Here is a 15,352-nt window from a genome sequence, read left to right as displayed (position 1 = left end):
ACTGGGGTTGACCCTTGAAGCTATTCAAGTTGGTAGATAATGAGCTGCTGATCGAACGCAGTATCAAATGCATTGCCGTATTGACGGTGCTTTATGCGACCTATCTGGCGTTTCGCTTTTCGGGGCAGCCATTGCTCGAATTGTTCGGCTTTCGCCAGACCCAAACAGCGCTGACCTCCTTCTGGTTCATCAAGGAGGGCTTCAAGTTCGCCTACGAAACACCCGTCTCTGGCGCCCCCTGGTCAATCCCGTTCGAATTCCCGTTCTATCAGGCGCTGGTGGCGCTGATCACCAAGGTCACCGGCATCGACCTGGACAAGGTCGGCAGGATCGTTTCTTTCGTGTTCTTGGTGCTGTGCCTGCTGCCGGCTCGCTCCATTTGCCTGTCGTTGAAACTAGCCCCGCGCACCTTCTACATTTTCGCCGGTCTGCTGTTCTCCAGCCCTCTTTACCTGTTCTGGGGTCGCACCTTCATGATCGAGACGGTGGCGGTATTCTTCGCCGTTGCCGCGATTAAGTATTTCCTCGATTTCCTGGCCGCAGGTCGCCACCGGGACGCGATTTATTTCACCGCTCTGATTTCGCTTTCGATCCTGCAAAAAGCCACCACCGGCCTGCCGGTGCTGGCGGTGATGGCACTGGTATTCCTGGTCCACGAAATCCAGCGCAATGGGGGTCTGTTCAAGGCCATCAGTGCACGCAACATCACCTTGGGCATTCAGCTGTTCGCGCTGCCCATCGTGCTCGGGGTTGCCTGGACCCACTACACTGACATGCTCAAGAACCAGAATGAATTCGGCAGCGCCCTGACGTCCAGCGCGCTCTCGACATGGAACTGGGGTACTTTGCCTCAACGCTTTTCCAAGCTGTTGTATGGCGAAGTCATCTGGTCACGCATCGTCAAGGGCAACCTGTCGGGCGTCTTCGGTATCGCAATCATCCTTTGCGCCCTGTTGATGGCTCGCGACACCAGAACTCGCCTGGTGGTGCTGACGAGCTGCGTCCTGGCATTGCTGCCCCTGCTCATATTCACCAACCTTCATCTAGTCCATAGCTACTACCAGTCGGCCAGCGTCATTTTCATCATTTTCGCACTGGCCGTGGCGCTGTCCCAAGGCCTCGCTCATCCGCAGTCTCGCCTGTGGATATTGGGGCTGTTCGTTGCTTTGCTGGCCAACAACTACAGTACCTTTGCACAAGGGTATGGCGAAAACCTGCGACAGAAGATTGACCTGAGCAACTCCAGAGATCTGCTGGTGGCTGACACGCTGAAGCACAACATGAAGGACGGCGAGGCATTTACCCTGTACGGCAACGACTGGAGTTCGTCGATCGTCTACTACGCACAACACAAGTCATTCACCATTGCCAACAGCTTCAAGGATCTGGACAAGACCATCGAATCCCCCGAGACATTCCTGGGTGGCGCGCCCCTGGGCGCGGTAGTCGCGTGCCCGCCGGTTGAGAAGCCCAGCCTTGGCCAATTGGTTAACCAGCAACACAAAGACGGTCAGTGGAAGGTCGCCGAAGTATCAGGCTGCTACATCAGCCTGCCACAGACAAACGCAGGCCAGGACCTACCGAAGGCCTCAGCACAATGCATTGGCAGCCTCGACTTCGCGAACCCGACCACGCAGACGCTCGCAGGCGCCATTGAAGTCAAGGGCTGGACCGTCGTGGATGTGGCCCACAACCAGCTGCCATCACAGGTCTACATCATCCTCACCGATGCCCACCAGAACGTGCGTTACTATGATGCGGTCCAGTACGCACGCCCTGATGTAAACGACTTCTTCAAAAAATCCGACCTCGGCAACGCCGGCTTCGGCCGCGTTATCGACACCCGCGACCTCAAGGGCAGCTACGCCGTTGGCGTGGCCCGCGTTGTAGGCAAGGAACTGCAGTTGTGCCAATTTCGCAAAGACATCCAGGTTGACCCGCAATGACCGCTATTAATCTTAATGAACGTATCATCCTGCCCGGCGGTGCCGGGTTGGTCGGGCAGAATCTGGTTGCGCGCCTCAAGGCCAAGGGCTACAGCAATATTGTGGTCATCGACAAGCACCGCGAAAACCTGGCGATCCTCAAGCGCGTGCAGCCTGAAGTGACCACCATTTTTGGTGACCTGTCCATGCCCGGCGAATGGCAACAGGCCTTCGCGGATGCCAATGTGGTCGTAATGCTGCAGGCACAGATCGGTGGTATTGACTATCAGGAATTCGTCAAGAACAACGTTGATGCCACCCGCCTGATTCTTGAACAGATCAAGCTGCACAGCATCGACTATCTGGTGCACATCAGCTCTTCGGTGGTCGAATCGGTGGCCGACGACTTCTACACCAACAGCAAAATAGACCAGGAAAAAATGGTGCTGGAAAGCGGCATCCCCTGCCCGGTGCTGCGCCCGACTCTCATGTTTGGCTGGTTTGACCGCAAACACCTGGGCTGGCTGTCGCGCTTCATGAAGAAGGTTCCGGTCTTCCCGATTCCTGGTCATGGCCGCTACATGCGCCAGCCGTTGTACGTGGGCGATTTCTGCAATGTCATCATCAGCTGCATACAAAACCGTGTGCGCGACGGTATCTATAACGTATCGGGGCACGAAAAAGTCGACTACATCGATATCATTCGCGAAATCAAGCGTGCCACCGGCGCCAAGGCCATGATCGCGCGCATCCCCTACGGCCTGTTCTACAGCCTGATCTGGACGTGGAGCCTGTTCGACAAGAACCCACCCTTCACCACCCAGCAACTGGCGGCACTCAGTGCCAAGGACGAATTCGAGGTCAATGACTGGCCCGGCACCTTCGGCGTGACCTACACGCCGTTTGCCAAGGCGATACACGAAACCTTCAACGACCCCACTTACGGCAAAGTGGTTCTGGAGTTTTGACGATGGGACAAAGAGTTGCCGTGCTTGGTGCCGGCCCCATGGGCCTGGCAGTGGCCTACCAGTTGGCCAGGGACGGGCATAAACCCGTGGTATTCGAGGCGGATGACCGTGTGGGTGGAATGACCGCTGCGTTCGATTTCTCGGGCACCACCATCGAGCGCTACTACCACTTCCACTGCATTTCTGACCATGCCTTCCTGAAGGTACTGGACGAATTGGGCTTGGCGTCGAAAATGCGCTGGGTTGAAACCAAGATGGGCTATTGGTATCAGAACCGCTTGCAACCCTGGGGCAACCCCATTGCTCTACTCAAATTCAAGGGCCTGAGCCTGACAGCCAAGTTCCGTTATGGCCTGCACGCATTCCTGTCCACCAAGAGAAATGACTGGAAGCCCCTGGACAACGTCGAAGCCACGGGCTGGATCAAGCGCTGGGTCGGGGCCGAGGCCTGGGAAGTGCTATGGAGGCGCCTGTTCGACTACAAGTTCTACCATTACACCGATAACCTGTCGGCAGCCTGGATCTGGAGCCGCATTCGCCGCATCGGCCGCTCGCGCTATAGCCTGTTCCGCGAAAAACTCGGCTACCTGGATGGCGGTTCTGACACCCTGCTGCAAGCGCTGAAGGCCGACATCGAAAAACACGGCGGCATCATTTGCCTGAAGTCGCCGGTAAACCGCGTGATCATCGAACACGGCAAGGTTCAGGGTGTGGTCTGCGGGGAACAAATCCAGCGCTTCGACAAGGTCATCAGCACCGTGCCGCTGCCCTACGTGCCCTCCCTGATGCCGGACCTGCCACAGGATATTCTCGCGCGCTTCGCAGCCCTCAAGAACGTCGCGGTAGTCTGCGTGATCGCCAAGCTGCGCAAGCCTCTGACCGAGAACTTCTGGCTCAACACCAACGACCCCGAGATGGATATCCCCGGACTTGTCGAATACACCAACCTGCGGCCAATGAACGAACACATTGTCTATGTGCCGTTCTACATGCCCGGTGAACATCCTAAGTTCGCCGAACCGGACCAGGCTTTCCTCGAGAAGGTGCGTCGCTACTTAAAGAAGATCAACCCGACGCTGAACGATGAGGACTTCATCGATATCCGCGCCAGCCGCTATCGGCATGCCCAGCCCATTTGCGACCCGGGCTATCTGGACCGGCTGCCGCCGGTTTCGCTGCCCGTGCAAGGCTTGTGGGTAGCCGATACCTCCTACTACTATCCCGAGGATCGCGGTATTTCCGAGAGCATCGATTTCGGCAGAAACATGGCAAGGGATGCAGTTAAGTGAAACAACTGCTCAATCGACAGTTCCTTGCCTTTCTGGTGACGGGGGGTAGCGCCGCTACTGTCAACTTCTTCTCGAGGATCCTTTATAACCAGTGGCTGAGCTTTTCAGTCTCAATCGGGCTCGCCTACCTGACCGGCATGATCACCGCCTTTGTACTGGCACGAATGTTTGTCTTTACCGAAAGCCAACAGCCCATCCATCACTCGGCAATGTTCTTTGTACTGGTCAACCTGGTTGCGGTCGTACAGACATGGATCATCAGTATTGGCCTGGCATCGTACATTCTGCCTGCAATGGGCATGGAGTTCTTCAAGCATGAAATAGCGCACGCATTCGGCGTGGCTGTGCCGGTGTTTACCAGCTACTTCGGCCACAAGCGCTGGTCATTTCGCTGAAATCGCGCGCAGAGGCGCCCGGACCACATGGCCCGGACTCCGTCAATTAGCCGCCTTGGGCGGCGCCCACAGCACCTTCAACAATGCATGCGCATAAGCGGGCAATTTCAACGTGAATTGGTCTATGGGGCGTTAGAGTTGCGCTTGACGCCCCACGATACCGCGCAGCTCGCTGATCGAGAACCCGTTCTGCAACAGATGAATACGCAGCATGGTCTCCAACGGATAGCGTTTGCGACCACCGCCAGCCTTCGGGTAATACGGTTCGTATCAACCTCTTCAGACCGCTCCAGGGATCCGCGTTATCTTTCACTGAGTTGCGTTTTCTGGGTATCACGGCATTGGCACCTTCAACCTGTTCCCGTATGTCCTCACTGTCATAGCCCTTGCCCGCAATGATCATTTGAGCGGCGTGAACCTTGGCAATCAAGGCAGGCACCTGCGTGCAGTCGTTGATCTGGCCTCCCGTGATCTCAAACACGACGGGCAGCCCGCAGGCATCTACAGCCGGGTGAATCTTGCTGGTGCTGCCTGCTCGACTTTTCCCGATTGCTGATCCATACCGCTTTCAGCCCCTGCACTATGCTGGTGGGCTTTGACATAGCTGCCATCGATTTAAACCCACTCCATATCAGGATCAGTCACAAGCATTTGAAACACATTGAGCCGTTTGTTTGTAGACTTTGCTCCAGCCGCCGAATGCTTAGGGGTATCAACGCTCTCATCCACCAGTACCGGCCCAAAGGCACGCACTTGTCGGTTCGCAACCGGGGAGACACGAACGACATTGCCTAGCAATGAACCAGGGCGCCACTCAAACGCTTCGGCTTCAAATGCCCGCTCAGGTCATGGGTGAGTGATGCAAGGCGTCATGCCATGCAGCATAATGCCGCCTACATCCATTCAATGACCGTGTTGCACTCAGTTCCTGCATTCGCCCTGTTTACCAGCGCTGAATTTTTTCCAAGGACGATAACCATTTGACTGCCAAGAAAACAATCATAATTCTGAGCATACACCGCAGCGGAACCATCACACTTGCGCGTGCACTCAGTACCATGGGCGTTGAGCTTGGTGACCCCCTCCATCCGATGGGTATGGACCATACGGCCAGTTTTTGGGAAGACAGAGACGTCATTGCTGTCAATAACAAGCTGTTAAGCCGGCTAGATTCTGCCTCGGCGCTTGATCTATCAGCGCCGACCGAAGATGAGATATCGAAATACATCAATGAGTTTCTAAACCCTGGGGTGCGTCACGCTCAGCACCTCGAAAGCGAATGGTTCAACGGCCAGACTGAACCAAAAATACTTGCCGATGCCAAGCTGGAAAATATTTCTTTAAAAGCGCAGATCGAAGCGTTAATGACCGAGACTGAAGTGGCGCACCACGCCACAACATCCAACAGTAACTTACCGTCGAAGACGACTATGAAAAATAACGAACAAGCAGATCAAGAACAATCCGTCATCGTTAAACTTTCCGATGACAATGCCCGCCTCAAATCTGAACTGGCGGATCTAAGCTCCCAGCGCAAAAAACTGGAAATAAATCTGGAAGAATGGAAAGCCTCTGAAGTCCGTTTCGTGAGTCATCTCAGAAAGCTGGTAGACTCTTTAACAGAGTACAAAGTAGCGGCCGAAGCCGACTTGAAAAAGTATCGTCTTCTTGAAGAGCAGACACAACGTGAAGTCGGGCTAAAACAAGAGCTTATTCAAACACTGTCCAACTCGTGGGAGCGCTTCTTTAACTCACGATTCTGGCGCCTGATCAGTTTACCAGACATAAAAAAAAGGCTTCCGTCGATAATTCTTCCAAATGGAGAAGCGTTTGACGAAAAATACTACTTCGAAACTTATCCCGATGTGAAAGCCACCGGCATCCCTGCAGTTATACACTATCTGTGCCACGGCATCCAAGAAGGCCGCCTAGGTGCTCCAAAGTCGATACAGGTTCCTCGCGCCTTCACAGGCGAAAAGCAGGTTCTCGCTGGCGGACTGCTCCATGAACCGACGGAGCCATTCAATGCCGATTTCTACCGGGCCATGTATCCAGTTCTCGCCTCGCTCGCTGATCCGGAACGACACTTCCTGGATCACGGGCGGGCCGAAGGCCTGCTTGGCCGTATTCCGCTTATCGCTTTGAGTCGACCCATCGAGTCGCTGCCTATTGATAAGCCCACCATTCTGCTAGTCAGTCATGAAGCGTCGAGGACCGGCGCCCCTATTCTTAGCCTGAATATCGTCCAGCAACTCACCTCGCAGTTCAATGTAGTGACACTGCTGCTTCGTGGCGGCCCGTTGGAAGAGTCTTTTATCGAGGCTGGAGCGATAGTTGCCGGCCCTGTGGATCTTTACCACCAAGAGACATTCGCCAATTGGGTATTAGGCAAGTTCCTCGATACCTACTCATTTCAATTTGCGATTGTGAACAGTGTGGAATCCCATATAGCACTCAAGCCCTTGGCTGATCGCTATATCCCGACAATCAGTTTAATCCACGAGTTCGCTGTATATATTCGACCCCGTACAAAAATCCAAAATGCATTGTTATGGGCAAGTCAAACCGTTTTTTCTGCCGACATTACACTCGACAGCGCAATACAGGTACTGCCAGAAGTAACTTCGTGTAAACTTCCTGTGTGGGCGCAAGGAAAAAGCATTGTCCCTAGCGAGGCACATGATCCAGCTCATATCGAAGCAGAGAAGGCGATATTGCAAAAGCTTATGCGCCCAGATGGACCTGAAGATGACACGATCGTTATATTAGGGGCCGGCTGGGTACACATCCGCAAGGGTGTGGACCTGTTTATCGAGTGCGCGACGCGGGTAATCAATTCACCTATAGGTCACAAGTGCCGATTTGCATGGATCGGTAATAACTACGATCCGGAGCAAGACACTAATTACTCTATTTACCTTGAGGACCAGATTCAGCGCGCTGGAATCTCGGAGCGATTCAAGATCATTTCCGAAACGGCCGCCATTGAGCATGTCTACGCTCTGAGCGACATGATGCTGTTGACCGCCCGTTTGGACCCATTGCCCAATGTTGCTATTGACGCCATGGTACTGGGCCTGCCAGTTCTCTGTTTCGATAAGACAACGGGTGTTGCAGACATTCTTAAACGCAATGGCCTCCAGGAAGAGTGCGTCGCGCCCTATCTAGACACCCATAAGATGGCCGACAAAATCATTCGACTGGCTTCGTCGCAAGAAGCTCGGGATAAGGTCGGAGAGCAGGTCCAATCTCTGGCCGCACGCGAATTCAATATGTCCCGTTACGTCAAACAATTACTCGCCCTTACAGAGGGTAATGCAGCCCTGTCCCGTCAGGAGCAGGTTGATGCAGCCACGATACAACAGGCCGAGGTTGTTGATTTAGGCTACTACCCACCGGCAAGTGTGCAGCTTTCAGGGGCTACTGAAGCCATTCGTCGATACGTACGCTCGTGGACGCGCGGCATGTTGCGACGCAAGTTGTTCCCTGGCTTTGATCCCTGCGTTTACCAGGATATGAATGCCTCGGCGATCGGAGCTCAGGATCCGTTGGCGCACTTTCTGAGTGCCGGCCGCCCCGAGGGGCCATGGAACTGGCAGAACCTTTCGTGGGAAGGTCATTCCACCCTCTCCGCCGATAGTAAATCGCTGATATTTATCAGCCTGCGCTCTGCCGACTTTATCGGGCAAATCGCCAAGCTTCTCGTGAAAAAGCCAGCTCAGATTGATGTTGTCATTCTTGTCCCGGACGAGCTGGCCGCTCTTACCATGAAGGAATGTCTTCAGAAAGAGCAATACTCTGTACTGAGTATACTGGTGAGTGAAGATCAGCCATTACTTGCGATCCTCAAATACCTGGCGAGCGTTCCTTACCTGGATTACACAGCGATCGCGCATATCAATCTGAGCACCGACCCGATCGACATCGATTTCAGCGACCGGGAAACCTATCAGCAGTACCTGATTGAAAACATGATAGGCGGCAAATATGATGCATTGGAAGTCATCACGGGTCGCCTGAGCGGCGATTCATCCGATATGGCTCCGGGGCTGGTTTTCCCGGAAGATCCTAACATTCATGACGCTACCGCCGACTCGGTCATCATTTCAAGCCTTTGTCAGTCTCTTGGATTCGACGCGCCCGCTTCACACCACCTTCAGTACCCGGTGAATGGATCATTCTGGGGGGCACCAACAATTTTGAGCAGGTTGCTCGCCGATGCCGACTGTTGGATGTCGACGTTAAAGAACCTGAAGCTTACCCCAGCTGAGCAGGAACGGATCCTTGCCCGTCTGTTGGTTCAAGCCTGCCGCAACGATGGCAAACACATTGTCACCACCGTGGTTCCGGGCATCACCTATTAACACACGTGCAGGGCACCGCTAAAAAAAAGTAAATGCTCCATAAACCTCACCTTCCAAGAAGCAGGGTTTATGGAGCGGATACGCTCCGAGGAGCGGGCCTGAGAATGGCTGAATCGTCCCGGATTTTCTTTCCCCCAAGCTCATTGCGTAATACTTTTCAAATTCTACCGGTGACATCTAATTGTTGTGCGCTTACTGACAATGTCGAACGTAAGCGCTCCGTGATTTGGAACCCTTCGCGAACCTCGGTATTGCCCAAGTCCTTACGGCCTTCATCGCTCGCCTGAGCCGGTGTAGACCCCCAAAGCTCGCGGATGTAGATCAGCTGGCCTGATTCATGGCCGATCTGCGCAATGAACGCGGCGACACGTTTAGTGCCAACGATCTGGTAGCGCCGCATTGCTGTATTGAGAACGGTACAAAAACGCCGGCTCGTTTACCGGCGTTCGGGAGAATCTGCAGCAGCTGCTCGGTGATGGGCATATTTTTCTCCGGGCGTAAAAAACCCGCCGGAGCGGGTTTGTTTTAATTATTTGATCAGGTTAATGCAGTTGAATTTTGACTCTCTTTTTTTCGGCCCAGCTTAGAAAATATATTCTTTAGTTGGGCTTGGGCTGGCAGTTCAACAAATCGCCAGATACCATATGCAAAAACAAAAATAGCAATTAAAAGCAAAGGAAATATCATTTCTTTCGGTACAGATTCAAACATACCCCTGTGCACATCATAAAACCTGAACACAAGCTGATGAATTAGATACATGGAAAAACTTATTTCACCTAAAACCACAAAAAGTCGCCGCCTTAGGATTTGGGATATCAAGCCTTTGTTGATGGCAAAACACACCACCACCAAACCAAAAAACAAACCCAGGGCGCAGTGCACCCAGAATTCACCGGAAGCATTATTCTCAACGCCAATGAGCGAAATTGAAATAGTCTCCGCAATGCCTTGCGTCAAAAATACAACACTCGCTACGCAAAAAACCTCAAGCACAGTACACAGGGCAAATCCGAACCCCCTCCACCCTTTAATATAGTCAAACACCTTAAATAGCAGCATCCCCATAAAAAACTCTTGAATCCTGAATAGCGGATTGATATATGCGAGGCCATGCGCGGAAAATTCCGTCCATTTATCTGGAGAATAATAATTCACACCGGATAGGTCGATAATATAAGCGGACACACCGCCCAGCAAAAGCAAAGCCACCAGTTTAAAGTGCCAATTTTTATTCAGGCCTGCCAGTAGCAATGGAAACGCCGCATAGAAGAACAGCTCGGCGGAAATACTCCAAGAGACGCTATTGAATGAAAAATAATACGCCGGAATAGGCACGGCAGATTGAAGAAGCGATGCGTTAAGCAACGCTATAAACCACCCTTCATTTGCAGAGATAAGCACCATAACCAGCACAAACGTCAAAATATGCGGAGGCCATACTTTTGAGAATCGCGAAGTATAGAACTTATAAAGACCGATAGACCCCATTCGCCCCGAGTATACATAACTCAGTATGAATCCTGACAACACAAAGAAAAAACTCACCCCAGAAGGAAGAGGAACCCCCTTCATGAACTCGCTGGAAAAAACCAATCCTTTTGCGTGATGCAAGACGATGGCGAACGCCGCGAAAAAACGGAGCGAAGTCAGGCTGTCGATCATGCCCTTACTGTCCATGAAAGCTAATATCCTAGCGATAACTTGTTGGGGGCCGGAATGCTACCTTATCTTCATCCGCTCCGTAAGGATTTACAGATCATCGCACGCAAGTGCTATCTCGCCTGTATCCGAGACTCAGTTTGTCGGGGGCTATAGGCCGGTCCATGGCGGTCGGATAGCCCGACTGAGTATCGATCTTGTTCAGCGCCAATTGTTAAGCTGCGAAAGCCTTGAAGGTTGCGGTATCGTCCGCATCCCTGGCGGCACGGCAGCAGAGCGTTCGATCAGGCCCTTCGTGATCGGGCGCAAAAACTGGCTGTTCAGCGACACGCCCTAAGGTGCGACGGCCAGTGCTCAACTTTACAGTTTGGTCGAGACGACTAAAGCCAACGGCCAAGAGCCCTACGCGCGTGGCTGCGCCACGCACTTGAACGGTTGCTGCAACCCGCCGCAGTAGAAGACTTCGAAGCAAGGCTAAGGCGGTGATTGTCGCCATTGGTGTGCCCAAGCTGGAAGATGCCGCGAAAAACCCGAATTTCCTTTTCGAAGTCACCGATCAATGGATGACAGAAGTTCCTTCGAAACAAAAGCTGATGCCCAAGCTTGGGTGCGCATGATCGAAAGCGAAATCGACCGAGGCATTTTTGCCTCTCGCGTCGAGGCCGAATACTTTCTGGATCGACTCGTCTGGTATCTGAAAAACACTCAGGCGGCTACCGTCCAGGTGGGACGGATGACATTTTTTCTGTGAGCCGCCTCGGATTGTTTCATCTTTTCTGGGATGATGGGCTTCTGCGATCCCGGAAGTGATGGACTCCCCCCTGAATTGGCGGGAGGCAGGGATCAGCTTTTCTGAGATCCGACACAGGTTGTCGCTTTCGACATTAAAGAGATGGGCCCGAGCGTTGCAGCGTAAAGGGAAAGTGTTGTTCTAGAGGATTTAACATGGCGCCACCTAACCGAATTGAGCATGTTGGCTTCGATGATTTCCGACGCTTTGCACAGGATGAGTCGCTGTCCAAATATGAGCGCATCGGGTTTCCCGACTCATATCGTCAAGGTTATGAAGCAGTTATCTTCGCAGATATTTGCACAAAGCTGACCAACCTGAAGAAAGCTGGCCAGCAAGTTGTCGATATCGGTCCGGGCTGTAGCGATCTGCCCAAGATGTTGATCGACCAGTGCGCATCGAATGGTCATGCCTTGACGCTGATCGATAGCCAGGAAATGCTGGATCTGCTTGAGAACGCTCCCTTCATCGAAAAGGTGCCAGCGATGTATCCGCAATGCCCGGATTGGGTTGCGGGAAACGCAGGAAAGGTCGACGCGATCCTGTGCTATAGCGTGCTGCAATATGTCTTTGTCGATGTGGGGTTCTTTCGATTTCTCGATGTTTCGCTTTCCTTGTTGGCGTCTGGCGGACAGATGTTGATAGGCGACATACCCAATATTTCCAAGCGCAAGCGTTTTTTTTCCAGCGAAACCGGTGTGAGTTTTCATAAAGACTATATGAAGACGGATGAGGCGCCTGTCGTCGAGTTCAACCAGATCGAGCACGAACAGATTGACGATGCCGTCGTGATGTCGATCATCCAGCGGGCACGGCTCCAGGGATTCGATGCCTATCTGTTGCCGCAGGACCAGGCACTTCCGATGGCGAACCGGCGTGAAGATATCCTCATCATCAGACCTTGAGAGCAGGAAATGATAAAAACGAAAAAGGTTGTCATTCTGGGCGACAGTGCCTTCGCCGAGGTCGCTTATGAATGCTTTACTCGCGACTCTGAATACGAAGTCGTCGGCTTCTCTGTCAACTCTGCATTTCTTGAGCGCAATGAGTTGTTTGGTTTGCCTGTCGTGCCGCTCGAGGAGATTGAGCGCTTCTTCGATCCCGACCAGGTCGAGTTCTACGCGGCGCTTGTTTACTCCCAGCTCAACCGGCTGAGGACGCGGTTTTACGAGGAGGCGAAGTCGAAGGGGTATCGGCCAGCGAGTTACATCAGTAGCCGGGCGTTTGTATGGCCTAATGCGGTTTTGGGCGAACACTGCTTTATCTTTGAAGATAATACGATCCAGCCATTCGTCAAAATCGGCAATAACGTCGTGCTTTGGAGCGGAAACCACGTTGGCCATCATTCGGTGATCGAGGACAATTGCTTTATCTCCTCCCATGCTGTTATTTCCGGATTCTGCACCGTCGGAAAAAATACTTTTATTGGCGTTAATTCGGCAATTGCCAATAACGTTGTCATCGGTGCCGATAATTGGCTGGGTGTTGGGGTCAATATCCTCAAGAACACGGATTCTGATTGTATTTTCAAAAGCGAGCATCCGGAACCAGCCAAAGTATCCGCACGGCGTTTTTTCAAGGCCCGGACATGAAGTGGAATAAGCTGGGCGTTGTCTGGAAGCCTGATGGATCTCTCGATTGGGCCAGAACACATGCGATGGGCCCCATACCTTACCGACTTAACGATGATGTCATCCGTGTCTATCTGACATGCTTGGATGACAAGGGGCGCGGTCGCCCGGGTTATGTCGATGTATCAAGCTCGGATCCGACCCGGGTGTTGAAAGTCGCGACAGCGCCATTGCTCGATATCGGCGAACCGGGGGCGTTTGATGACAATGGTTTGATGGCCCTGAGTCTTGTCCCTGTCGATGCGCGAACCGTGTATATGTACTACGCGGGATTCGAGCTCTGCGTGAATGTGCGATACCGGATCTTTACGGGACTCGCTATCAGTCACGATGGCGGCGAGACGTTCGAGCGCTACAGCAAGGTCCCGATCCTGGATCGAAGCGATAGCGAGCGAATGTTTCGCTGTGGGAGTTTTGTCGTCAAGGAAGATGACGTGTTCAAGATGTGGTACATCGCAGGCAGCGACTGGACCGAATTGCGGGGAAAACTGATGCCTGTATACGACTTGCGGTATCAGGAGTCGACCGACGGAGTGACGTGGTCGGATCGCGGTATCTTGTCCATGGCGCTCACCGGTGACGATGAGCACGGTTTCGGCCGCCCGTGGATCGTCAAACGCGACAACGGTGATTATCAGATGTTCTATTCGATTAGACGCTGTTCTTTTGCCGCCTATCGTCTCGGCTATGCCGAGTCCAGCGATGGGGTTCAATGGGTACGTCAGGATCAAGAAATGGGACTCGATGTATCGCCGACGGGCGTAGATGCAGAGGCAATCATGTATTCCGCCGTGCTATCGGTCGGGGCCAAAACGTACTGCTTCTATAACGGCAATAACTTTGGTGAGCAGGGCTTCTGCGTCGCGGAGCTGATCCAGTGACCATCGAAATCGTGCGCTATCAACCAACACTGAGTGAAGCGTGGAATGCATTCTGCGCCAAGGCGGCAAACGCCACGTTCCTGCACTCGCGCCGTTTTCTCGAATACCATGGCGACCGGTTTCTGGATGTATCGGTTGTACTCATGCACGCCGACAGCATAGTCGGCGTTTTCCCTGCGGCGCAGTCCCCGGCAGATCGCTCCATGGTCATCAGCCACCCCGGTATCACCTATGGTGGCATCGTCCACAATGGCTACCTGTGCGGCGGCAAGATGATCGACGCGTTGGAGCGGTTGGGCGAGCACTACCGGAGGAGCGGATACGACCGTCTTCGCTATAAGGCCGTCCCCCATATCTACCAATCTCGACCGTCGCAGGACGATCTTTATGCCTTGTTCCGGCTCGGCGCACGCCGATCGCGCTGCGACTTGTCGTGCACAATTGATCTGGCCGATCGCGCAAAACCTTCCGAACGCCGCCGACGCGGGCTGAAAAAGGCGCTTAAATCGGTGTCAGTGGTGACGGGGACCGAGCAGGTGCGGGCATTGTGGCAGGTGCTGAACGATAATCTGGAGCGCAAGCACGGCGCGGCTCCAGTACACAGCGTGGAAGAGATGGAGCAGTTGATCACTCTTTTCCCTGAGGGGATCGAGTTGTTCTGCGCCAAGATCGATGGGCAAGTCGAGGCGGGGGTCGTGGTGTTCAAAGCGCGCACGGCATGGCATGCGCAATACATTGCGGCGAGTGAGGTGGCCTATTCGGTTTCCGCGCTCGATGCAGTGTTCGATCACGCCACGACCGAGGCCCTTTCAGCCGGGGTCCGGTATTTCGACTTCGGTACGAGCAACGAGTGCGAGGGCACGGTTCTCAATGAAGGCCTCTACCAGTACAAGCATGAATACGGAGGCGGAGGCGCTGTGCACGAATATTATGATATTGATCTACTAGGTATTCAGCATGTCTGTGTCTGATTGCAAAATCATCAATTTACCCAAGATCACCGATCCGCGGGGAAACCTGACTTTCATGGAAAGTGGACGACACGTTCCCTTCGATATCAGGCGCGTATTTTACCTGTACGATATCCCGACCGGGGAAGGCCGTGGCGCGCATGCGCACAAGGAACTGCACCAGCTGTTGATCTGCCTGTCCGGCAGTTTCGATGTCACGCTTGACGACGGGATGGAGAAGAGGACGATCCACCTCAATCGTCCGTGGCAAGGTTTGCATATTCCCCCCATGATCTGGGCGGCCGAGCTCAACTTCGATCCCGGGTCTGTCTGCCTGGTCCTTGTGTCCATGGAATTCGACGAGTCCGATTATTATCGGGACTACGACGAGTTTATCGCCGCCGTCCGGTCTCGTTGAGTTTCTGCGAGACCTGGCTGCCTCGATCGCCATACCTTCAGCAGGGACACCCCGCCGATACGACCGATGTGTCGTTCGG

The 15,352-nt window shown here is 53.4% G+C and carries 12 protein-coding genes and 4 pseudogenes; 12 read left to right on the top strand and 4 right to left on the bottom strand.

What is annotated here, in order from left to right:
- Nucleotides 1-14 precede the first annotated feature (14 nt).
- Genes LOY56_RS07495 through LOY56_RS07480 form a run of 4 tightly spaced genes read left to right on the top strand, consistent with a single transcriptional unit; the run spans nucleotide 15 to nucleotide 4,577 of the window.
- A complete protein-coding gene (locus tag LOY56_RS07495; RefSeq protein WP_258620821.1) occupies nucleotides 15-1,946 on the top strand; it encodes a glycosyltransferase family 39 protein in 1,932 nt (643 codons plus the stop codon).
- A complete protein-coding gene (locus tag LOY56_RS07490) occupies nucleotides 1,943-2,893 on the top strand; it encodes an NAD(P)-dependent oxidoreductase (protein WP_258620820.1) in 951 nt (316 codons plus the stop codon). Before LOY56_RS07495 ends, LOY56_RS07490 begins: the two co-directional genes overlap by 4 nt.
- A gap of 2 nt (nucleotides 2,894-2,895) precedes the next feature.
- A complete protein-coding gene (locus LOY56_RS07485; RefSeq protein ID WP_258620818.1) occupies nucleotides 2,896-4,182 on the top strand; it encodes an NAD(P)/FAD-dependent oxidoreductase in 1,287 nt (428 codons plus the stop codon).
- Nucleotides 4,179-4,577, top strand: a complete 399-nt coding sequence (locus LOY56_RS07480; RefSeq protein WP_258620816.1) for a GtrA family protein — start codon at nucleotides 4,179-4,181, stop codon at nucleotides 4,575-4,577. Before LOY56_RS07485 ends, LOY56_RS07480 begins: the two co-directional genes overlap by 4 nt.
- A gap of 168 nt (nucleotides 4,578-4,745) precedes the next feature.
- On the opposite strand, the pseudogene LOY56_RS07475 reads toward LOY56_RS07480, so the two are convergent.
- A pseudogene (locus LOY56_RS07475) lies at nucleotides 4,746-4,884 on the bottom strand (IS5/IS1182 family transposase); the annotation flags it as partial.
- Nucleotides 4,879-5,237 (bottom strand): annotated as a pseudogene (locus tag LOY56_RS07470) (transposase); the annotation flags it as partial. The pseudogenes LOY56_RS07470 and LOY56_RS07475, both read right to left, overlap by 6 nt.
- A gap of 320 nt (nucleotides 5,238-5,557) precedes the next feature.
- Here LOY56_RS07470 and LOY56_RS07465 point away from each other — a divergent pair.
- A complete protein-coding gene (locus tag LOY56_RS07465; RefSeq protein ID WP_258620814.1) occupies nucleotides 5,558-8,941 on the top strand; it encodes a glycosyltransferase in 3,384 nt (1,127 codons plus the stop codon).
- Between the two features lie 172 nt (nucleotides 8,942-9,113).
- On the opposite strand, the pseudogene LOY56_RS07460 reads toward LOY56_RS07465, so the two are convergent.
- Together LOY56_RS07460 and LOY56_RS07455 are read right to left on the bottom strand one after the other, a co-directional pair.
- Nucleotides 9,114-9,424, bottom strand: a pseudogene (locus LOY56_RS07460) (glycoside hydrolase family 19 protein); the annotation flags it as partial.
- Between the two features lie 54 nt (nucleotides 9,425-9,478).
- Nucleotides 9,479-10,606, bottom strand: coding sequence for an acyltransferase (locus LOY56_RS07455; RefSeq protein ID WP_258620812.1), 1,128 nt, complete (start codon nucleotides 10,604-10,606; stop codon nucleotides 9,479-9,481).
- Nucleotides 10,607-10,874: 268 nt separating this feature from the next.
- On the opposite strand from LOY56_RS07455, the pseudogene LOY56_RS07450 reads away from it, so the two are divergent.
- The 7 genes and pseudogenes from LOY56_RS07450 to LOY56_RS07420 all read left to right on the top strand — a co-directional run.
- A pseudogene (locus tag LOY56_RS07450) lies at nucleotides 10,875-11,089 on the top strand (transposase domain-containing protein); the annotation flags it as partial.
- Between the two features lie 73 nt (nucleotides 11,090-11,162).
- Nucleotides 11,163-11,354, top strand: a complete 192-nt coding sequence (locus tag LOY56_RS07445; protein ID WP_258620810.1) for a hypothetical protein — start codon at nucleotides 11,163-11,165, stop codon at nucleotides 11,352-11,354.
- Between the two features lie 194 nt (nucleotides 11,355-11,548).
- A complete protein-coding gene (locus tag LOY56_RS07440) occupies nucleotides 11,549-12,298 on the top strand; it encodes a hypothetical protein (RefSeq protein WP_258620808.1) in 750 nt (249 codons plus the stop codon).
- A gap of 9 nt (nucleotides 12,299-12,307) precedes the next feature.
- Entirely contained in the window at nucleotides 12,308-12,985 is a 678-nt protein-coding gene (locus LOY56_RS07435) for an acetyltransferase (RefSeq protein ID WP_258620806.1), read from the top strand.
- A complete protein-coding gene (locus LOY56_RS07430; RefSeq protein ID WP_258620804.1) occupies nucleotides 12,982-13,905 on the top strand; it encodes a hypothetical protein in 924 nt (307 codons plus the stop codon). Before LOY56_RS07435 ends, LOY56_RS07430 begins: the two co-directional genes overlap by 4 nt.
- On the top strand, nucleotides 13,902-14,876 hold the full coding sequence (locus tag LOY56_RS07425) for a GNAT family N-acetyltransferase (RefSeq protein WP_258620802.1): 975 nt from the start codon (nucleotides 13,902-13,904) through the stop codon (nucleotides 14,874-14,876). Before LOY56_RS07430 ends, LOY56_RS07425 begins: the two co-directional genes overlap by 4 nt.
- Entirely contained in the window at nucleotides 14,863-15,273 is a 411-nt protein-coding gene (locus LOY56_RS07420) for an FdtA/QdtA family cupin domain-containing protein (protein WP_258620800.1), read from the top strand. The genes LOY56_RS07425 and LOY56_RS07420 overlap by 14 nt, the downstream gene beginning before the upstream one ends.
- Nucleotides 15,274-15,352 lie beyond the last annotated feature (79 nt).

Source organism: Pseudomonas sp. B21-048 (genome assembly GCF_024748615.1).
Lineage (GTDB): Bacteria > Pseudomonadota > Gammaproteobacteria > Pseudomonadales > Pseudomonadaceae > Aquipseudomonas.
Note: the sequence above shows the minus strand (reverse complement) of the source record. Positions and strands in the feature narration are given on the sequence as shown.